Here is an 18,604-nt window from a genome sequence, read left to right as displayed (position 1 = left end):
GCGGAACCGGGATGGGTCTGTTGGCACACTGGTACAAGAAAGTGAACGAGCCGGCGGGTTTTGTGTCGGACTGTAAGGCCCCGGCAGGCGCCGGGGCGGTGGATTAGCGAGAGGGTTCGACGCGCAGCAAGGCGCCATTGCTGCTGTCGGTGAGCAGGTAAAGATAGCCATCCGGGCCCTGGCGAACATCACGGATGCGATCGCCCCTTTCTTCCAGCAGGCGGACTTCCGACAGCGGTTTGTGGCCATCAAAGGCCACCTTGTTCAGATGGGTCAGCTTCAGGGCGCCATGGACGGTATCGCCCTGCCAGTCCGGGTAGCGATCGCTGGTCACGAAGGCCATACCGGAGGGAGCGATGGACGGGGTCCAGTGGAGCAGCGGCTGGGCCAGGCCTTCCTGCTTGGTGTCACCGATGCCGGGGCCATAATACTCCCGGCCATAGGTAATCTCCGGCCAGCCATAATTCACGCCGGCTTCCACAGCATTGATTTCGTCTCCGCCGCGGGGGCCGTGCTCATTGAGCCAGGGTTTGCCGGTGTCGGGATGCAAGGCCAGCCCCTGTGGGTTGCGGTGGCCCCAACTCCAGATGGCCGCGGCCTTGCCAGACTGACCGGCCAGCGGATTGTCATCGGGAGTGCGGCCATCGTCGTGCAGACGCAGCACGCTGCCGGCCGGGTCTGCGGTGTCTTGGGCGCGCTCGCGCTCACCCCGGTCGCCCACGGTGACAAACAGGTAGCCGTCGTTATCAAAGAGGATGCGCCCGCCGAAGTGTTTGGCGGTGTTGGTGCAGGCTTTTTCCGCCACGTAGATATCGCGAAAGTCTTTCAGGGCGCCATCCCGGTAAGTGCCGTAGCCCACCGCCGTGGTGCCGCCATCGTCACCACAGGGTTTGGCATAGCTCAGATAAAGGCGCTGGTTGTCGGCGAAATCCGGGTGTGGCATTACATCGAATAGCCCGCCCTGGCCACTGGCCACCACCTCTGGTACCCCGCTGACCGGATCTTCCTGCAGGCTGCCATTCACCAGTCGGCGCAGGGTGCCGCGCCGTTCAGTGATCAACCATTCGTTGCCGGGCAGAAATGCCAGGGACCAGGGGTGGTCCAGGCCATCGGTGATTTGCTCGGTCTTAACCCTGTCATTGCTTTGCGGGGTCAGGGTGGCGGCGTTGTCGGCACAGGCGCACAGGCTCAGGGCCGTGAGGGTGACGGTGATCAGTGATCGCATGACGGACTCCCTTGTTGAGACTGCGTTGAGCATGCCATGCCCGGCGTGAAGGGTGAACCATCGTCACTAACGCTGGCGTTTTCGATTCACCGCCCAGGCCAGGGCAACAGGAACCAGAAATACCACAAAGAAAATAGGCAGTTCGGCCATAAAGGAATAACCGGCATGGACAATGCCCACGGTCATATTGATGGCCGAGGCGATAAACCAGAACAGGGTGAAGACGGCGAGCAGATGGTGTCGCAGCCAGGGGATGGAGCGGCCGATTAGCGCCAGTATGGCGAACAGCAAAAGACCACCGAGAATGACGATAAGCGTATGCATGTGCGGCTCCCAGTGAGATGGGCGGCAGGCACGGTACGTGCCTGCCTGTTGGCGCTAACGGGTAGTGTAACCGCCGTTGGCAAAGATTGTCTGGCCGGTGATCCACCAACCCTCGGTGGCCAGGAATTTGATGATGGGGGAGATGTCCTCGATTTTGGTCAGGTCCCCGTTCATGGCCTGGGACTTGTGGAAGGCCACCCGTTCCGGGGTTTCCTGGCCGTAGAAGAAGGGCGTGTCCATGGGGCCGGGGGCCACGGCGGAAACCGAGATGCCGCGACCTCCGAATTCCTTGGCGGCTGCACGGGTGAAGTGCTCTACCGGTGATTTGCCGCCGGCATAGGTGGAATAGCCATCGGTAAAGGCAGCCAGCAGAGAGGTGAGCACGGTGACGATCTTGCCGTTGTCGTTCAGGTGTTTGCCCGCTTCCTTGATGAAGAAGTAGGCGGATTTGGCGTTGATATCGAACATGGAGTCGTATTCATCTTCACTGGTCTCCATGATCGGTTTGCGCAACACCTTGCCCACGGTATTGATGGCGATATCGATGCCGCCGAATTTGTCCTTGGCTTCCTGGAAAAGCGCTTCCACATTGGCAGGCCGGGTCAGGTCGCCCTGAGTCATGTAGGCCTCGCCGCCCAGGTCTTGCACTGCCTTGACCGTGTCTTGCGCATCGGCGCGGCTGGCATCGCTGTTGTAGTGCACCACCACTTTGGCGCCTTCGCGGCCGACTTCCCGGCTCAACAGGCCGCCCAGGTTCTTGGCGCCGCCGGCAATCAGTACCACCTTGTCCTTGAATCCGTAGTCCGTCATCAGTCTTGCTCCAGGTTGTTTGTGGTGGAGCTATTGTCGGCAGGCTTGGCAGGGGCATAAACCGGTGTAAGCTGACAGCACTTGTCGAAAATAACGAACAATGAGAAGCCATGGATCGTCTTGAAAGAATGCATATCTTCGTCCGGGTGGTGGATTGCCTGAGCTTTACCAGGGCCGCTGAAAGCCTGGAGATACCCCGTTCCACGGTGTCCACAGCGATCAAGGAACTGGAGTCCGAGATGGGCGCGCGTCTGCTGAATCGCACCACCCGGGCTATCAAGGTCACCGAAGAGGGCCGCTTCCTCTACCGGAAAAGCCAGTCACTGTTGCAGGATTATGAACAGTTGGCAGGGGCGTTTGCCGTCAACGATAGCCGCCCTCAAGGCAAGCTGCGCATCAATGTGCCCGGGCGCCTGGGACGGCGTGTGCTGGCACCGGCGTTGCCGGATTTCCTGGATCGTTACCCGGATATCGATATTCAGATGGGTGTCACCGATCGGGCAGTGGATCTGGTGAGCGAAGGCGTGGATTGTGTGATTCGGGTGGGCGAGCTGGCAGACAGCAACCTGATCGCTCGGTCGCTGGGAAGCTTGCCGTTGTGTAATTGTGCCAGCCCAGGCTATCTGACCCGTTATGGTCGACCTGACACGGTAAAGGACCTGTCATCCCATCGCATCGTGGCGTTTGCGTCGTCCATGACGGGCAGGGTGGAAAGCTGGGAATACCGGCAGGGAGACAAGCTGGACAGCCTGGCGCTCCCCGCCCGTGTCACTGTGAATACGGCGGAGGGGATGATCGCCTGTGCCCTGGCGGGGCTGGGGATGATCCAGGTGCCGCACTACGATGTGCGCCACCATCTGGATTCCGGTCGGCTGGTCAGCGTGCTACCTGACACCGTGCCGCCCCCCATGCCCATCACCCTGCTGTATCCGCATCGCGAACATATGACCCGGCGTCTGGAGGCCTTTATCGACTGGGTCATCCCTGTGCTGGAAGACAAGGTGCTGGGCATGGCGCAGTGAGTCTCGGCGCCGCCTGGGATTTCTGCTGTTTGTTGTCTTGCCGGTTACGGCAGGATGCCGATACGAGTAAGCACGTCCTTGCCCGGAAATCCGTCGGCGACCAGCTCGTTGGCCTGCTGGTAGCGGGCGATGGCCTTGCGGGTGCCGGGGCCCATCAGGCCATCTTCTTCGCCGGCATCAAAGCCCTGTTCATTGAGGATCTTTTGCAGACGGGTCACCTGATCCCGGTTGAGGCGCGGTGCCTGCGGTGGCGTTTTGGAGAGGGGGCCGGCGCCGGCAATGCGGTCGGCCAGGCGGCCCACAGTAATAGCGTAGGATTCGGAGCGGTTCCAGCCCATGATCACCCGGAAGTTGTGATAGGCCAGAAAGGCGGGGCCTTCATGGCCAGACGGCACGATCACGGCCGCCTCCATGTCTGCGGATGGCAGGGGCTGGCCATTGGGCAATGTCAGCCCCAGTTCGGCCCAGTCGGCGAGCGGGCGTTTGTTGCCGAAGCCGGTGAGCTGGTAGTCGAAATCCGTTGGCAGACTGACTTCCCGGCCCCAGCGAGCTTCCCGTTCCCAGCCCAGAGCTTGCAGAAAGTGCGCGCCGGAGGCCAGAGCGTCGGCGCTGCTGCCCCACAGGTCGCGGCGACCGTCGCCGTCGTGATCCTGGGCGTGTTTGAGAAACACGGCGGGCATGAACTGGGTCTGCCCCATGGCGCCGGCCCAGGAGCCTTTCATCTGTGACGCGCTGACATCGCCGGCCTGCAGAATACGCAGGGCATTGAACAGTTCACCCTGGAAATACTCACCGCGCCGGCCTTCGCAGGTCAGCGTGGCCAGGGCGTCGAGGGTAGGGATGTTGCCCAGGTAACCGCCATAGTTTGTTTCCAGTCCCCAGAAGGCCACCAGGTAATGGCCGGGGATGCCGTATTCCCGGGTCAGGGTGTCGAGCAATTGACGATGGCTGCGGTATTTTTCGCGACCTTTTTCAATACGTTGCTCGCTGACGCGCCGGTTGAAGTAGTCGGCAAAGCTGCTGGTGAACTCCGGCTGACTGCGATCCAGTTCCACCACCTTGTCATTCAGTGTTGCATCATCCAGGTGCTGGCTGATCACCTGGGCAGGCAAGCCGGCTTCCAGGCCCGCCTGGCGCAGTTTGCTGATGCACATGGCAAAGCTTTCCTGGTCCAGAGCGAGGGCCGGGTGGCTGAAAAACAGGAACAGGGAAATCAATAAAAAGCGGGTGGCCATGGGGACTCCGAAACCGTGGCAGGGGCATCAATGACAGGGAGTTTACGACGGCCCCGCCAGGGTTTCATCGGGAGAATTGCAAAATTGCCGGCTCGTTCAGGGGGTTTCCTGTGGCGCTTCCCAGTGAATGGTGACGGTTTGCTTGCCCCACTCACGAGCCTCGGCCCTATCCGCCATCAAGATGTCGATTTTGTCGGTCCAGCGTTTGTTCATCTTGTCGAGCACTACATAGGTACCCATGCCTTCCACTTCCACTTCGGTGCGATGGGTGAGCCCTTTGGGAATCAGGTCGCGGGACACAGCGATGGCTTTCATGCCGGGTTCCAGCTGGTCGCCCCAGGCGGCAAGACCCACATTGCCTTTCTTGGTTTCCGCTTCGGACAGGGTGTATGCCGTAGCGGTGACTTCCTGGCTGATGGTGTTGCCGCTGTCGCTACAGGCAGACAAAAACAGGGCTGCCAGGGTGAGGCTGATTATGGAAAACGGTATTTTTAGTGTCATGGGATCCCCTTCTTTGAATGACACCTTACCGTGGCAATCTGACCGTGAAGGGGGCATGAACCCGGTGGGCTGCTGATTCAGCCAGGCGTTTCGTGAATTTCCCGACGAACCCTTACCGCGGAGGAGCGGGCACGGATAACCCGCCCCCGGGCTTCACTGTGAGCGCGGCTGAAGGCGGCGCCGAGTAGCAGGATCATGGAGGAGTAGTACACCCACATGAGCAGAATTACCAACGAGCCGGCGGCCCCGTAAGTGGAAGCGGTGGCCGTGTGTGACAGGTAAAAGCCAATCAGGGCACGGCCAATGGCAAACAGTATAGCGGTGATCAGAGCGGCGGGGGCCACGTCTTTCCAACTCAGCACCACGTCCGGAAGCAGGCGAAAAATCATGCCGAACAAGAGCGCGATGACAATGATGGAGACCAGCACTTCCAGTGCCAGGGCGATGCCACCATGGAAGGGGATCCAATTTTCCGCGTAGACCAGCAGGGTTTGTACTGCCACGTTCAGCAGCAGGGAGACCAGTAGCACAAAGCCCAGTGATACCACCACGGTCAGCGACAACAGGCGGCTTTTGATGAGTGCGACCACTGTATTGCGTGACGGACGTGGCACCACTTCCCAGATGGCATTCATGGAGCGCTGCATCTGGGCGAAGACCGTGGTGGCGCCGATAATCATGACCGCCAGGCTAAGCAGTCCGGCCAGAATTCCTTGACTGGGAGCGCGGGTATTCATGATGGCATTGCGAATTTCTTCGGTGGCGGCGGGCCCCACCGTCGCTTCCAGCTGGCCAAGAATTTCCGCCATGGCGGCTTCGCTGCTCATCACCAGTGAGATTACCTTCACGGCGAGGATGATGACCGGGGCAATGGAGAAAAGCGTAAAGAACGCCAACGACCCGGCGTAGCTGGCGGCATTACCTTCCAGCCACAGGCGTATGGTGTTCTTGAGAATGCCGAACCAGTAGAGAAAGGTTTCTTTCATCGTTGCCACCGTCGTCCATGGGGTAGCAGGGAGTGTATCGGTTGCGGTGGTCGCTAACTACCAGTTGTCTCTACATGGTAGCTGTAGGAGCGCCTCTTGAGGCGCGAATCCGAGCATAAGCGAAGGAGCACTTCCAGAAAGCAACAATCACTTCTGGAGCGATTGGCCGTTATGCTGACTCTTCCGCGTTGACACGCGGGTTCGCGGCTCAAGCGCCGCTCCTACAGGTGTTGCGTCGTGTTGCCTTAATGCAGTTTTAGTCTCGGCCGCACCAGCTTGTTGAAGCGGCCGGCGATCAGCAGCATGATCGTGCGCGGCCAGCCGTACAGGGCGGCCTGGTGCATGCGGTACAGGCTGATGTACATCATCCGTGCCAGCCAGCCTTCCACGAAGAAGTTGCCGCCCTTCAGGTTGCCCATCAGCATGCCCACCGAGCTGTAGTTGGACAGTGACACCAGCGAGCCGTGGTCCTTGTACTGGAACGGCCGCGGTTCACGTTGCATGATCAGCTGCTGCAGGCTGCGAGCGGTGTGCTGGGCCATCTGCTGGGCAGACTGGGCCCGCGGCGGGATGGGCCGCTCTTCGCCTTCCGGGATCAGGAAAGCGGCATCGCCGATGATGAAGATGTTTTTGTGGCCCTTGGCCTGCAGGGTCGGCTCCACTTCCACCTGGTTGATGCGGTTGGTGGTCAGGCCGTCGATCTGACCCAGCCAGTCCGGGCACTTCACCCCGGCCGCCCACACCAGCAGGTCGGCATTGATGGGATCGCCTTCCTTGGGTACCAGGGCTTGCGGGGTGGCTTCGGCCACCATGACACTGGTGCGCACCTTCACGCCCAGATCCTCCAGCCGCTTGGTGGCGGTAGCGGAAACCCGTTCGCTGAGTACCGGGAGGATGCGCGGGGCGGCTTCGATCACGTCCACCTGCAGGTGTTTGCGATCCAGCTTTTCGTGGCCGTAGAAGTTGAGCATGGATACCGCATGGTGCAGTTCCGCTGCCAGCTCCACGCCGGTGGCGCCGCCGCCGACGATGGCCACGGAGACCGGCTTGCCTTCGTAGTTGGCGTGCAGGCAGGCGTTCAGGAAGCGCTCGCGAAAGCGTTCCGCCTGGGCGCGGCTGTCCATGAACAGGCAGTTTTCACGAACCCCGGGGGTGCCGAAATCGTTGCTCTGGCTGCCGGTGGCCAGCACCAGGTAATCGTAGGGCAGTTGCCGTTCCGGCAACACTTCCGAGCCGTGGTTGTCATGGAGCGGCGCCAGCGTCAGGGTCTGGTCCTCCACGTTCACCTGGGTCATGGTGCCCGGCTCAAAGCGGTAATGGTTCAGCTGGGCGTGAGCGCGGTAGTCCACCGCATCCAGGTCCGCGTCGATGGCGCCGGTGGCCACTTCATGAAAGCGCGGTTTCCACACATGGATGCTGGAGGAATCCACCAGGGTCACGTCTGCGTGGCCGTATTTGCCGAGCTTGCGGCCCAGGCGGGTGACCAGAGGCAGACCGCCGGCGCCACCACCGACAACAACAATTCTGGGTTTGCTCATTGGGGCTCCTGTCGGGCTAACCCTCATGGGTTGCCAGTCAATCATATCCACCTTGGCGGTGAACAGGTCCGGGTTAAAGGAGCCTCTGAATAACGCCTGGCGTACTCAGTGGCTCATCAATGAGGCAGAGCCCTTGTGGGGCAGGGAGCGATGACGGCTGTCATCATTCCGGAGGTGCAGTCTAGCGTGTGTGGTAAACAAGTCCAGACCAGGTGTTTCCTTTTTGCCTTCCCGGGCGGGCGGGTCTGCCCGCCGGGCGGCAATGAAAAAGCCCGCCGGTGGCGGGCTTTTTCAGTGATCCGTGCGGATCAGGCCTTGGGGCCGGCGGCGCGGATCTCTTCAGACACGTCCGCATACTTCTCGGCAAAGTTCTTTTCGAACTGCTCTGCCAGATCGCGGGCGCGGGCTTCGTAGTTTTCCGGGTTGGCCCAGGTGTTCTTGGGCTGCAGCAGCTGGCTGTCCACACCGGGAACGGCTTTGGGCACGTCCAGGTTGATGATGTCCAGGTGCTCGGTTTCCGCGTTGTCCAGGTCGCCGGAGAGGATGGCGTTCACCACACCACGGGTGGTGGGGATGCTGAAACGCTCGCCTTCGCCGAAGGGGCCACCGGTCCAGCCGGTGTTCACCAGGAACACGGTGGAGCCGAAATCTTCCATCCGTTTGATCAGCAGCTCGGCGTATTCGCCGGCGCGACGGGGGAAGAACGGGGCGCCGAAGCAGGTGGAGAAGGTGCTCTTGATGCCGCCACCGGAACCCATTTCGGTGGAGCCGACCAGCGCGGTGTAGCCGCTCAGGAAGTGGTAGGCCGCCGCTTCCTTGGACAGCTTGGATACCGGCGGAAGAACACCGGTCAGGTCGCAGGTCAGGAAGATGATGTGCTTGGGCTCACCGGCACGGTTGGCGTCGACTTTCTTGTCGATGTTTTCCAGCGGGTAGGCGGCACGGGTGTTCTGGGTCAGGGACACGTCGGTGTAGTCGGCGGTGCGGCTTTCGTCATTGATGATGACGTTTTCCAGCACTGCGCCGAATTTGATGGCGTCCCAGATAACCGGCTCGTTCTTCTGGCTCAGGTCGATGCACTTGGCGTAGCAGCCGCCTTCGATGTTGAACACCACATCCTTGCCCCAGCCGTGCTCGTCGTCACCGATCAGGTAACGGTTCGGGTCGGCGGACAGGGTGGTTTTACCGGTGCCGGACAGGCCGAAGAACAGGGCCACGTCGCCGTCTTCGCCCACGTTGGCGGAGCAGTGCATGGGCAGCACGTCTTTTTCCGGCAGCAGGAAGTTCTGCACGGAGAACATGGCTTTCTTCATTTCACCGGCGTAACGCATGCCGGCGATCAGTACTTTGCGCTGGGCAAAGTTGAGGATCACACAGCCATCGGAATTGGTGCCGTCACGCTCCGGCTCACACTGGAAGTGCGGGGCGTGGAGGATCTGCCATTCTTCCTTGCTGCGCGGATTGTATTTTTCCGGACGGATGAACATGGTGTTGGCGAACAGGTTGTGCCACGCGGTCTGCGCGGTCACTTTTACTGCCAGGTAATGATCCGCATCGGCACCTACGTGCAGGTGGGAAACAAAGGCATCAGCGTCGGCAACGGCAACGCTGACACGATCCCACAGGGCATCGAACTTGTCGGCGGGGAAGGCACGGTTAATAGCACCCCAGTGGATGTGCTCGCTGGTGCTGGGCTCTTCAACGATGTAGCGGTCCATGGGGGAACGGCCGGTGCGGTGACCGGTTTCCACTACCAGGGCGCCGGTATCGGACAGGCGGCCTTCGTTGCGTTGAACAGCCAGTTCTACCAGCTGGGCCGGGCTGAGGTCGTTATAAACAATCGGGTCGGTCATGGTCATTCCTGGGCTTGTGGCCGTGCCGTTTCAGCGTGTATGGGCGCCGAAACTCTGGTTCGCATTGCGGATAACAGTGCCGGTCTCGTGCCCGTTACTGCCACCGGGCAAGACCAAAGGGGACCGGGGGACAAAGCCTCCAGTCAGCACAGGCGCGCGATTATGCCAGAAAAGGAAATCAGTGGCGATTCCCCCTTGGACCGGGTGGTCACGGCGCGGCAGTCAGTGAACAGTGAATAGTTAACAGTGAATAGTTGCGCGATCCGGCCCGGGGTCGCCTGAAACGCAAGAGGCCGCGTCCATGGCTCGGGCGCGGCCTCTTGCGTTTCAGCCCCTGAGGGCCTGTTTCGCGTCGCTGTTAACTGTTCACTATTAACTATTAACTATTAACTATTAACTGCTTTCCCTGATCATCGCCGCCAGATCCACCGCATCAAAGCGTTCCTGGTTGCGGCAGAAGTCGCAGGTCAGGGTCACTTCGCCGTCTTCGTCCAGCAGGGTCTGCAATTCATTGCTGCCCAGGGACAGCAGGGCATTGCGGTTGCGGTCCCGGGAGCAGGTGCAGCCGAACTGCAGGGCCTGGGCGTCGGGCAGCTGTGGCGGGGTGTCGTGGAACAAGCGGTGGAGGATGGTCTGGTCGTCCAGGTTGAGCAGCTCTTCCATTTTCAGGGTGCCGGCGAGGGCTTCCAGGTGCTCCCACATCTGTGTGTTGGCGTCGCTGCTGGCCAGCTGGTTGGGCAACCGCTGCAGCAGCAGGCCGGCGGCCCGGTTGTTGCCGCTGGCCAGCCACAGGCGGGTAGGGAGTTGTTCGGACTGGCGGAAGTAGGCTTCCAGGCACTGGGCCAGGGAGTCGCCGGCCAGGGGCACGATGCCCTGATATTGCTTGCCCTGGTCCGGGGTGATGGTGATTACCATGTTGCCGTCGCCAATGAGGGTCTGGATGTCGCCGTGGCTCCAGTCCTGGCCGTCGCTGTGGCGGGCCAGGGCACGCAACTCGCCCTCGTTGGTGCACTCGGCCAGCAGCAGGGATACCGGGCCCTTGCCCTGGGCCTGCAGTGCCAGGCGGCCCTTGAATTTCAGGGTGCTGGCCAGTAATGCCACAGCGGCCACCGCCTCGCCGATCAATCCCTGTACTGCCAGTGGGTAGTTATGCCCTTCAATAATACGGGTGACGCTGCTTTCCACCTGCACCAGTTCGCCGCGGATATCGGAGTCGGGGAACAGGAAGCGTTGTTTGTGATCTTGCATGGTTGTGTCCTGAGGGCTGTCACTGTGGTTCGCTATGTCTTTCAGCTGCCTTTAATGGGGGCACGATAGCGGTTATTCCAGGTTGTCTCTCTTGAAGCGCTGGATATCCCGGCGTTCCTTCTTGCTGGGCTTGTGGTCCGGTGCTGCGGCGGCGGCCCGTGCCAGCTTGCGTTGCTCGCTGCTCTGTTCCCGGCGGCTGCGGCTTTGTTCGGTTTCCTGGTAGAGAGTCTGGGCCACGCTGGCGGGGCCGCGCTTGCTGCTCAGGCCTTCTACTATTACCTCGAAATGTTCGGTGCCCTTGGTAATGGCAATGGTCTGCCCGGGCTGCACATTCTTGCTGGGTTTGGCCTTGCTGCCATCAATCTGCACCTTGCCGCCTTCGATGGCGGCCTTGGCCAGGCTGCGGGTCTTGAAGAAACGCGCCGCCCACAGCCAGGAGTCGATACGAACGGTCTCGCTCACGGCATTTCTCTCATGGTAAGACCTGCAGAAAATCGTCGATGGCCGGGAACGGATCGGTATGGTCCCGCTTGGGCAGGCTGGAATCCGGGTGCAGGATACTCACCGGCTGGCCGATGCCGTAAAGCTGGGCGCTGTGAAGTACCGGCAGGGAGTCATCCACCAGCAGAGCGCGGGCCGGGTCGAAGGGCAGGTGGCGTTGCAGGTGCTGCCAGAAGGACTGGGCTTCCTTGGCGTGGCCATAATCGTGGCTGGAGACGATTTCATCGAAATAGCGGTCGATGCCGGTACGCTCTACCTTCAAGTCCAGGGCATCACGATGGGCGTTGGTGACCATGATGACCTGTTTGTCGGACTCCTTCAGTGCCTGCAGAAACGTGTCCGCCCCGGGGCGCACAGCGATGCGATCGCCGGCTTCGCGTTTCAGGCGGGCGATTTCCAGGCCCAGCTCCGTGGTCCAGAAATCCAGGCAGTACCAGTTCAGGGTGCCCAGATGACTGGTGATCCAGTCGTGGATGATGCGGTCGGCCTCGGCCCGGTCCAGCCCCTGCTGGCGGGCGTAGCACTCGGGGACATGTTTCTGCCAGAACCAGTTATCGAACTCCAGGTCGAGCAGGGTGCCGTCCATATCCAGTAGCACGGTGTCGACGGATTGCCAGTCAATCATGAATTTCCTGCGTATTCGGGTTAGTCTTCGGCCTTAAATGATTGCCGCGAGATCTGACGCTGATTATGGATGAGAAACCGGAGATTCTCGACACCCGACTGGTCGCAAAAAGCCGCCTGTTCGGAATCGAAGAGCTGCACCTGCGTTTCCGTAACGGGGTGGAACGTACCTATGAGCGCCTGCGCACCCCGCCCATCGCGGCGGTAATGATGGTGCCGCTGCTGGATGACGACACCGTGGTAATGATCCGCGAGTATGGCGCCGGTACCGAAAGTTACGAGCTGACCCTGCCCAAAGGGGCCTACGAACACGGCGAGGACTGGCGCGATGCGGCCAACCGGGAATTGAAGGAAGAAGCCGGTTATGGTGCCCGCCGCCTCACCCTGATGAAGGACATGACCCTGTCGCCGGGTTATATGGGCCACCGCATCAAGGTGGTGCTGGCCGAAGACCTGTATGAAGAATCCCTGCCCGGGGACGAACCGGAAGAGCTGGAAGTACTCACCTGGAAACTGTCCGATCTGGATCGCCTGATCGAGCGGGATGACGTGACGGAAGCCCGGGTGATCGCGGCGCTGCTGATGGCCAAGCGGTTGCTGGAACAACGCTGATAATTACGCCGTAGGAGTGGCGCTCCTACAGGTGCCAAAATCTGAATCACAGGAAAACAGAAATGACCGACTTTAATACCTTGCTGGAACCGCTCGCCGAGATTGCCCGTGAAGCGGGTGATGCCATTCTGACGGTGTACGAACGTGACGACCTGGGGGTGGAAACCAAGGACGACAAATCGCCGATCACCGAAGCGGATATGGCAGCACACAAGATTATCGAAGCGCGGCTGCAGGCGCTGACGCCGGATATCCCGGTGTTTTCCGAAGAGTCCGGCGGTATTGCCTACGCGGATCGCAAGGACTGGCCCCGTTTCTGGCTGGTGGATCCGCTGGATGGCACCAAGGAGTTCATCAAGCGCAATGGCGAGTTCACCGTGAACATCGCTCTGGTGGAAGGCGATACCCCGGTGTTGGGCGTCGTGCATGTACCGGTAACGGCAGTGACCTACCTGGGTGGCCATGGTGTGGGTGCCTATAAAGAGGAAGGCGGTGAGCGCAAGCCGATCCAGTGCCGCGCCCGCACCACCCCGGTGGTGATGGTAGCCAGTCGCAGCCACGGCGGCGAAGCGGTGGAAAAGCTGGAAGCCTTTATCCGCGAGGAAGTGGGTGACGTGGAGCGGGCCTCCATGGGCTCGTCCCTGAAGTTGTGTCTGGTTGCTGAAGGCAGCGCGGACATTTATCCGCGCCTGGCGCCCACCAGCGAATGGGATACGGCTGCGGCCCACGCGGTGGTCACCGCCGCCGGCGGGGTCGTGGTGAATACCGCCTTTGAACCGCTGCAGTACAACAAGGAAGACATCCTCAATCCGCACTTCCTGGTGCTGGGGCAGAGCATCGAAGAGTGGCGCTTTATCGCTCCGGCGATTGCCGGTTAAAGGCAGGCCTCATAAATAGAAGCCGCCGCAGGAGTGACGCTCCTGCGGTGAGAGTAAGCACGTTGGCCGTACGGCATACCAACAAGGAGTTTCCATGAGCAAAATGCATGAACTGCGATTTGTCAGTGATGGCCAGTCCTGCCGGGGGGATCTGTATCTCCCCGAGGGTGACGGCTCTTTCCTGACCGTGGTCATGGGCCACGGTTTTGGTCTGACCAAGGCCTGTGGGCTGGAGCCGTTTCGTGATGCTTTTTTAAAGGCCGGCTATGCGGTATTCCTGTTCGACTACCGGCACTTCGGTGAAAGCGAAGGCATGCCCCGTCAGGTGTTGTTGCCCAACCGGGAGGTGGCAGACTGGCAGGCGGCGCTGGCTTGTGTGCGCAAGCAAGAGCAAGTGGACAACCAGCGCATTGTGCTGTGGGGAACGTCCTTTGGTGGCGGCCTGGTGACTGCAGTGGCAGCCCGTGAGCCGGATGTGGCCGGCATCATTGCCCAGTGCCCGATGATGGATGGGCTGTCGTCAGTGCTGGAAGTGGTGCGCTATGCAGGCATTGGCCAGGCCATCAAGATGACCGGGCTGGGCCTCTGGGATGTGATCAGCAGCCTGCTGGGGCTGGGGCCGCGCATGCTGCCCTCTGCAGGCAAGCCCGGGGAGCTGGCGGCCATGTCCAGCCATGATGCCTACGACGGTTATACCGCCCTGATGCCTGAAGGGGTGCCAAATGAAGTCGCCGCCCGTATTGGTCTGGTGCTGCCAATGTTCCGGCCCGTGACGCAGGCGGCCAAGGTGACTTGCCCGGCGCTGGTGCTGATCTGTGAAACCGATACCGTGGCGCCCGCGTCCGCCGCAGAAAAAGCCGCCGCGATGATGGCGAAGCCCACCGTGAAACGCTACCCCATTGGGCATTTTGATATCTATCAGGGTGAGGCCCGGGATATCAGTGTGGCGGATCAGCTGGAATTTCTTCAGGGTTTGTAGCGGGGGCAAGTTTCAAGTTGCAACGCGCCATACGTTTGCCCTTGATTTCAAACGCATGAGGCCGCGCTCCAGTCATTGGGCGCGGCCTCATGCGTAGCGGCTGACAGCAGCGCTGATCCGCGTTGAAACTTTCAACTTGTAACTTGCGACTCTCAGAACGGCAGCAAGGCCATCAGATCCAGAGTCAGTTGATCTGCAGCCACCAGTGCGCCGGTGGCGATCATGCTCAGGTTGATGCAGGGCAGGATCAGGCCAACGGCGAACAGGTTGACCATGCCGGGCTGGCGGATGCGACCGCTCCATAACAGCAGGCTGATAATGACGGCGCAGGACATCGGTATCCATAGCCAGGAGTGAGAGGCGAACGTATCCCCGAAGGCAGTCAGATCGAACATGCCGGTACCCTTATAATTATAGTGTGTTATCTATCCCCGTACGCGCCTTTCCCCTGTGGCGCGCAGGCAGTATGCAGAAGTGGGCAGGGCAGCAATGTGTATGAGGTCACAAATCGGTGATGGCACGATGATATTGGATCTCCCGTACCACTTTATTATGAAAATCAGCGAGTAATAGTCGGCCGCGGATCCTGTGGCCGCCATGCGGGTAGACAGGCGGTCAGGGAAAGTAGACCCAGTGTTTATGCCGGCTGCGCCACACCTGCCGTCCCTAGCGGCACTTTTTCCCGTCTCCAGGGCCAATTAACGGCCTGTTTTGGCCTTTTCTCATACCCGCCAGTACGGCTATTCTGTCTGCCAGTTAACGGTGCCATTGAATGATGTCAATGTTTTGCACTGCCGAGACCAGGCGGCCCAAGGGCTGGAGGTAAAAGAGAATGTCTAATAACCACGTTGATGTATTGATTATTGGTGCCGGCCTTTCCGGTATCGGGGCAGCTTGCCACCTGACCCGCAAGAGCCCGAATCGTAGCTATGCCATTATCGAGCGTCGCGAACGCATTGGCGGCACCTGGGACCTGTTCAAGTATCCGGGCATCCGCTCCGACTCCGACATGTTCACCCTGGGCTACAGCTTCCGTCCCTGGACCGAGCCCAAGGTATTGGCCGATGGCAACTCCATCCGTCAGTACGTGGAAGACACCGCAGACGAATATAACGTCAAGAAGCACATCCGCTTCGGGCGTAAGGTGATCAAGGCAAACTGGTCCAGTGAGGACAATCAGTGGGCAGTGGAAACCACCAATGAGAAGACCGGCGAGCAGGAAACCTTTACCGCCAACTTCCTGTTCTCCTGCAGTGGTTACTACAACTACGACGAAGGCTACAAACCGGATTTCCCCGGTGAAAAAGACTTCAAGGGCCAGGTGGTTCATCCCCAGCATTGGCCGGAAAACCTGCAATATGAAGGCAAGAAAGTCGTGGTGATCGGCTCCGGTGCTACCGCCGTCACTCTGGTGCCTGCCATGGCTCGCGAAGGGGCCAAGGTCACCATGCTGCAGCGTTCCCCGACCTATATTGCCACCGTGCCGGAAGTGGATCCGATCTCCGTGGGCATGCGCCGCTTCATGCCCGAGATGATGGTCTACCGTTTGGCCCGCGCCCGTAACATTGGTATCCAGCGCCTGGTGTACAAGCTGTCCAAGCAGCGCCCGAAACTGGTACGTCGTGCCCTTTTGGCGGCGGCGAAGCGTCAGCTTGGTGATGATGTGGACATGACCCATTTCCGTCCCAGCTATAACCCCTGGGATCAGCGTCTGTGTGCGGTGCCCAACGGTGACCTGTTCAAGACCGTTCGCCGGGGTGAGGCCGATATCGTTACCGACCATATCGAGCGTTTCACCGAGAACGGTATTCTGCTCAAGTCAGGTCAGGAGCTGGAGGCAGATATTATTATCACTGCCACCGGTCTCAATGTTCAGATGCTTGGCGGTGTGGAAGGCACTATCGACGGCAAGGCCGTAGAGCCCCGCGAGTCGCTGGTCTACAAAGGCATGATGCTGCGTGATGTGCCAAACATGGCGCTGGTTTTCGGCTACACCAATTCCTCCTGGACCCTGAAAGCGGATCTGGTCTGCGAGTATGTGTGTCGCCTGCTTAATCACATGGAAAAAACCGGTGCCCAGACCGTGATCCCCCGTGACAAGGAAGACTGCATTACCGATGAGAACTTCCTGGGTCTGCAGTCCGGCTATGTCATGCGTGCGGATGATCGTCTACCTCGCCAGGGTTCCAAGCAGCCATGGATGGTGGTGCAGAATTACCTGGTGGATCTGCCGAAGCTGCGTTTCGGCGCCATCGATGATGGTGTACTGGAGTTCAGCAATTACCAGCCGGTGAAGAAGAAAGGGTTGGTGGCGTCGGTGCTTGGTTCCGTGACAGGCTGAAGCGCAAGCCGCAAGCCGCAAGCGGTTTGTTCCGGTTATGAAGTGCAAGAGGCCGTGCCCGATCCCCGGGCGCGGCCTCTTGCCTTGTGACTCACTGCTGTTTCTGACGCGTTGCAGTTGGCCGCTTTATTTCCAGGGCAGTTGATCCATCCGCTGGCGCGCGCTGCTGTATTCCTGCTTGAGTCGCTCGATCAACTCGCTGGCCGGGCCGATTTTCTTGATGGCGCCGATGCCCTGGCCGCTACCCCAGATATCTTTCCAGGCTTTGGAGCTGCCATCGCCGAAATCCATCTTCGACGGGTCGCTTTCTGGCAGGTCGTTAGGATCCAGCCCGGCCGCTTCGATGGAGCTGCGCAGGTAGTTGCCGTGGACGCCGGTGAACAGGTTGGAATAGATGATGTCGCTGGCACTGCTGTCGACGATGGACTGCTTGTAGCGTTCGTCCGCGTTGGCTTCGTCGGTGGCAATAAAGGCGGAGCCGATATAGGCCAGGTCTGCACCCATGGCCTGAGCGCCGAGAATGGCATCGCCTTTGGCGATGGAGCCGGACAGCAGCACCGGGCCGTCAAACCATTCGCGAATTTCCTGGACCAACGCAAACGGCGACTGGGTGCCAGCGTGGCCACCGGCACCGGCCGCCACAGCGATCAGGCCGTCGGCGCCTTTTTCGATGGCCTTCTTGGCGAAGAAATTGTTGATGATGTCGTGAAATACCAGGCCGCCATAGCTGTGAATCGCCTCGTTCACGTCCACCCGGGCGCCCAGCGACGTGATCACGATGGGCACCTTGTACTTCACGCACATTTCCAGATCGTGTTCCAGCCGGTTGTTGGACTTGTGCACGATCTGGTTGACCGCAAAGGGCGCTGCCGGCTGGTCCGGATTGGCCTGGTTCCAGGCGTCCAGTTCTTCGGTGATCCGCTTGAGCCATACTTCCAGCTCTTCCGCCGGCCGGGCGTTCAGCGCCGGAAAAGAGCCGACGATGCCGGCCTTGCACTGGGCGATGACCAGATCCGGGTTGGAGACAATAAACATGGGGGACGCGACGGCGGGCAGGCGCAGCCGGTCTTGCAGGGACGCGGGTAACGACATGGTGACTCCTTGCGAAAACAGGGTGTGGACGCCCAGGCGGGTGTCCGCAGGAGAGAAATTACACCTTAAAAAGCCGGTAATTGCGATGGCTGAAAGCGTCGCGTGTCAGGCGGCGCTATTTATCGCCGCCGTTTTCCTTGCTGTCCCCCTTGCGCAGTGATTCGATAAAACGTCCGGGCAGGCCTGCAGAACGCAGCAGTGGACGCAGTTGCATCAGCATTTCATGCAGGTCGATAACGTGCTCGTTGAGGGCATCCACTTTGTTATCCAGGCTTTCCACGCGCTCGGGCAAGGTGCGCATGCTTTCCACGATGCTCATGGTGCGATGTGCCATCACCAGGTACTCCAGGGCGGCCCGGACGATGGCAACCATCACCAGCAAGATCAGCGGCGACAGGGTGGCGGTGGCCAAGCCAAACCACAGCGAACTGGAAAAGCTGGCAGCCACAAAAAAGCCCACCAACAATACCGCGCCAATGATCATTAGCAGGTAGAGCAACGGCAGCAACTGCATGGACAGGTAGCGATTGAACTGCCAGTCCACCAGCTGCAGGACTTTTGACTGATTCAGTTTTTCCTTGTTGAGCATGGGCTCCCCGATGGCCATTGATTTGCTTCATTGTTGCCGGGTGTCCGGGCTTTTCCTACCCATAGATTGTAATGCTCTGTTATATGCCCAGGGACCACTTGCTGCATGCGATGGGTGGAAACGCTAGGCAAATAGTGCCCTATGAGGCTGAAAAAATCCGAACGCTGTGTTCGTTTTTGGTGATTAACACTAACCGGGCTGCCCATGATGCAGAAAAGTGACTATGGCATGGAAGCAGGGTGTCAG

At 60.0% G+C, this 18,604-nt stretch carries 19 protein-coding genes; 5 read left to right on the top strand and 14 right to left on the bottom strand.

Annotated features, from left to right (window positions below):
- Positions 1-103: 103 nt before the first annotated feature.
- From ACMG4N_RS01040 to ACMG4N_RS01030, 3 genes are all read right to left on the bottom strand, one after another.
- Positions 104-1,225 (bottom strand): PQQ-dependent sugar dehydrogenase, encoded by a 1,122-nt coding sequence (locus ACMG4N_RS01040; RefSeq protein ID WP_414432579.1) that lies wholly within the window; start codon positions 1,223-1,225, stop codon positions 104-106.
- 66 nt (positions 1,226-1,291) lie between these two features.
- A complete protein-coding gene (locus tag ACMG4N_RS01035; protein WP_272962598.1) occupies positions 1,292-1,549 on the bottom strand; it encodes a hypothetical protein in 258 nt (85 codons plus the stop codon).
- A 54-nt stretch (positions 1,550-1,603) separates the two neighbouring features.
- Positions 1,604-2,359, bottom strand: coding sequence for an SDR family oxidoreductase (locus ACMG4N_RS01030; protein WP_272962599.1), 756 nt, complete (start codon positions 2,357-2,359; stop codon positions 1,604-1,606).
- A 110-nt stretch (positions 2,360-2,469) separates the two neighbouring features.
- On the opposite strand from ACMG4N_RS01030, the gene ACMG4N_RS01025 reads away from it, so the two are divergent.
- The gene (locus tag ACMG4N_RS01025) at positions 2,470-3,381 is read left to right on the top strand and encodes a LysR family transcriptional regulator (RefSeq protein WP_272962600.1); all 912 of its coding nucleotides are present in this window, start codon (positions 2,470-2,472) and stop codon (positions 3,379-3,381) included.
- 44 nt (positions 3,382-3,425) lie between these two features.
- On the opposite strand, the gene ACMG4N_RS01020 is transcribed toward ACMG4N_RS01025, so the two are convergent.
- The 8 genes from ACMG4N_RS01020 to yrfG form a co-directional block, all read right to left on the bottom strand.
- Positions 3,426-4,616 carry a lytic murein transglycosylase gene (locus ACMG4N_RS01020; RefSeq protein WP_272962601.1) on the bottom strand — a complete coding sequence of 397 codons (1,191 nt, stop codon included), beginning with the start codon at positions 4,614-4,616 and terminating at the stop codon, positions 3,426-3,428.
- A gap of 96 nt (positions 4,617-4,712) precedes the next feature.
- The gene (locus tag ACMG4N_RS01015; RefSeq protein WP_414432577.1) at positions 4,713-5,117 is read right to left on the bottom strand and encodes a 3D domain-containing protein; all 405 of its coding nucleotides are present in this window, start codon (positions 5,115-5,117) and stop codon (positions 4,713-4,715) included.
- A gap of 77 nt (positions 5,118-5,194) precedes the next feature.
- The gene (locus ACMG4N_RS01010) at positions 5,195-6,103 is read right to left on the bottom strand and encodes a YihY/virulence factor BrkB family protein (protein WP_414432576.1); all 909 of its coding nucleotides are present in this window, start codon (positions 6,101-6,103) and stop codon (positions 5,195-5,197) included.
- Positions 6,104-6,348: 245 nt separating this feature from the next.
- Positions 6,349-7,641: an NAD(P)/FAD-dependent oxidoreductase gene (locus ACMG4N_RS01005; protein ID WP_414432574.1), complete on the bottom strand. Its 1,293-nt coding sequence runs from the start codon at positions 7,639-7,641 to the stop codon at positions 6,349-6,351.
- Between the two features lie 308 nt (positions 7,642-7,949).
- Positions 7,950-9,494: a phosphoenolpyruvate carboxykinase gene (locus ACMG4N_RS01000; RefSeq protein ID WP_297765900.1), complete on the bottom strand. Its 1,545-nt coding sequence runs from the start codon at positions 9,492-9,494 to the stop codon at positions 7,950-7,952.
- 393 nt (positions 9,495-9,887) lie between these two features.
- The gene (gene hslO / locus ACMG4N_RS00995) at positions 9,888-10,742 is read right to left on the bottom strand and encodes an Hsp33 family molecular chaperone HslO (RefSeq protein ID WP_414432573.1); all 855 of its coding nucleotides are present in this window, start codon (positions 10,740-10,742) and stop codon (positions 9,888-9,890) included.
- A 72-nt stretch (positions 10,743-10,814) separates the two neighbouring features.
- The gene (locus ACMG4N_RS00990; protein ID WP_297765906.1) at positions 10,815-11,204 is read right to left on the bottom strand and encodes an RNA-binding S4 domain-containing protein; all 390 of its coding nucleotides are present in this window, start codon (positions 11,202-11,204) and stop codon (positions 10,815-10,817) included.
- 10 nt (positions 11,205-11,214) lie between these two features.
- Positions 11,215-11,868: a GMP/IMP nucleotidase gene (yrfG, locus tag ACMG4N_RS00985; RefSeq protein WP_414432571.1), complete on the bottom strand. Its 654-nt coding sequence runs from the start codon at positions 11,866-11,868 to the stop codon at positions 11,215-11,217.
- A 65-nt stretch (positions 11,869-11,933) separates the two neighbouring features.
- Here yrfG and nudE point away from each other — a divergent pair, with 65 nt between their 5' ends.
- The 3 genes from nudE (at position 11,934) to ACMG4N_RS00970 (ending at position 14,336) form a co-directional block, all read left to right on the top strand.
- On the top strand, positions 11,934-12,479 hold the full coding sequence (gene nudE / locus ACMG4N_RS00980) for an ADP compounds hydrolase NudE (protein ID WP_297765912.1): 546 nt from the start codon (positions 11,934-11,936) through the stop codon (positions 12,477-12,479).
- Between the two features lie 62 nt (positions 12,480-12,541).
- A complete protein-coding gene (cysQ, locus tag ACMG4N_RS00975) occupies positions 12,542-13,357 on the top strand; it encodes a 3'(2'),5'-bisphosphate nucleotidase CysQ (protein ID WP_414432570.1) in 816 nt (271 codons plus the stop codon).
- 94 nt (positions 13,358-13,451) lie between these two features.
- On the top strand, positions 13,452-14,336 hold the full coding sequence (locus tag ACMG4N_RS00970) for an alpha/beta hydrolase (protein ID WP_414432569.1): 885 nt from the start codon (positions 13,452-13,454) through the stop codon (positions 14,334-14,336).
- Positions 14,337-14,488: 152 nt separating this feature from the next.
- Here ACMG4N_RS00970 and ACMG4N_RS00965 read toward each other — a convergent pair whose 3' ends face one another.
- A complete protein-coding gene (locus ACMG4N_RS00965; protein ID WP_297765920.1) occupies positions 14,489-14,731 on the bottom strand; it encodes a hypothetical protein in 243 nt (80 codons plus the stop codon).
- Between the two features lie 437 nt (positions 14,732-15,168).
- Here ACMG4N_RS00965 and ACMG4N_RS00960 point away from each other — a divergent pair, with 437 nt between their 5' ends.
- Positions 15,169-16,677, top strand: coding sequence for a flavin-containing monooxygenase (locus tag ACMG4N_RS00960; RefSeq protein WP_297765923.1), 1,509 nt, complete (start codon positions 15,169-15,171; stop codon positions 16,675-16,677).
- A gap of 126 nt (positions 16,678-16,803) precedes the next feature.
- Here the strand turns inward: ACMG4N_RS00960 and ACMG4N_RS00955 are convergent, their stop codons facing one another.
- Both ACMG4N_RS00955 and ACMG4N_RS00950 read right to left on the bottom strand, forming a co-directional pair.
- Positions 16,804-17,769 carry an NAD(P)H-dependent flavin oxidoreductase gene (locus ACMG4N_RS00955; protein ID WP_035246212.1) on the bottom strand — a complete coding sequence of 322 codons (966 nt, stop codon included), beginning with the start codon at positions 17,767-17,769 and terminating at the stop codon, positions 16,804-16,806.
- A 115-nt stretch (positions 17,770-17,884) separates the two neighbouring features.
- Positions 17,885-18,376: a DUF4282 domain-containing protein gene (locus ACMG4N_RS00950; protein WP_414432567.1), complete on the bottom strand. Its 492-nt coding sequence runs from the start codon at positions 18,374-18,376 to the stop codon at positions 17,885-17,887.
- Positions 18,377-18,604 lie beyond the last annotated feature (228 nt).

Origin of the sequence: Alcanivorax sp. IL2 (genome assembly GCF_047495475.1) — a bacterium.
Lineage (GTDB): Bacteria > Pseudomonadota > Gammaproteobacteria > Pseudomonadales > Alcanivoracaceae > Alcanivorax.
This window is presented reverse-complemented; position numbering and strand designations above follow the sequence as displayed.

Excerpts from the sequence above, each read along its gene's own strand:
- ACMG4N_RS01040 (WP_414432579.1), bottom strand. The coding sequence starts at position 1,225 with ATGCGATCACTGATCACCGTCACCCTCACGGCCCTGAGCCTGTGCGCC.
- ACMG4N_RS01035 (WP_272962598.1), bottom strand. The coding sequence starts at position 1,549 with ATGCATACGCTTATCGTCATTCTCGGTGGTCTTTTGCTGTTCGCCATA.
- ACMG4N_RS01030 (WP_272962599.1), bottom strand. The coding sequence starts at position 2,359 with ATGACGGACTACGGATTCAAGGACAAGGTGGTACTGATTGCCGGCGGC.
- ACMG4N_RS01025 (WP_272962600.1), top strand. The coding sequence starts at position 2,470 with ATGGATCGTCTTGAAAGAATGCATATCTTCGTCCGGGTGGTGGATTGC.
- ACMG4N_RS01020 (WP_272962601.1), bottom strand. The coding sequence starts at position 4,616 with ATGGCCACCCGCTTTTTATTGATTTCCCTGTTCCTGTTTTTCAGCCAC.
- ACMG4N_RS01015 (WP_414432577.1), bottom strand. The coding sequence starts at position 5,117 with ATGACACTAAAAATACCGTTTTCCATAATCAGCCTCACCCTGGCAGCC.
- ACMG4N_RS01010 (WP_414432576.1), bottom strand. The coding sequence starts at position 6,103 with ATGAAAGAAACCTTTCTCTACTGGTTCGGCATTCTCAAGAACACCATA.
- ACMG4N_RS01005 (WP_414432574.1), bottom strand. The coding sequence starts at position 7,641 with ATGAGCAAACCCAGAATTGTTGTTGTCGGTGGTGGCGCCGGCGGTCTG.
- ACMG4N_RS01000 (WP_297765900.1), bottom strand. The coding sequence starts at position 9,494 with ATGACCGACCCGATTGTTTATAACGACCTCAGCCCGGCCCAGCTGGTA.
- hslO (WP_414432573.1), bottom strand. The coding sequence starts at position 10,742 with ATGCAAGATCACAAACAACGCTTCCTGTTCCCCGACTCCGATATCCGC.
- yrfG (WP_414432571.1), bottom strand. The coding sequence starts at position 11,868 with ATGATTGACTGGCAATCCGTCGACACCGTGCTACTGGATATGGACGGC.
- nudE (WP_297765912.1), top strand. The coding sequence starts at position 11,934 with ATGGATGAGAAACCGGAGATTCTCGACACCCGACTGGTCGCAAAAAGC.
- cysQ (WP_414432570.1), top strand. The coding sequence starts at position 12,542 with ATGACCGACTTTAATACCTTGCTGGAACCGCTCGCCGAGATTGCCCGT.
- ACMG4N_RS00970 (WP_414432569.1), top strand. The coding sequence starts at position 13,452 with ATGAGCAAAATGCATGAACTGCGATTTGTCAGTGATGGCCAGTCCTGC.
- ACMG4N_RS00965 (WP_297765920.1), bottom strand. The coding sequence starts at position 14,731 with ATGTTCGATCTGACTGCCTTCGGGGATACGTTCGCCTCTCACTCCTGG.
- ACMG4N_RS00960 (WP_297765923.1), top strand. The coding sequence starts at position 15,169 with ATGTCTAATAACCACGTTGATGTATTGATTATTGGTGCCGGCCTTTCC.
- ACMG4N_RS00955 (WP_035246212.1), bottom strand. The coding sequence starts at position 17,769 with ATGTCGTTACCCGCGTCCCTGCAAGACCGGCTGCGCCTGCCCGCCGTC.
- ACMG4N_RS00950 (WP_414432567.1), bottom strand. The coding sequence starts at position 18,376 with ATGGCCATCGGGGAGCCCATGCTCAACAAGGAAAAACTGAATCAGTCA.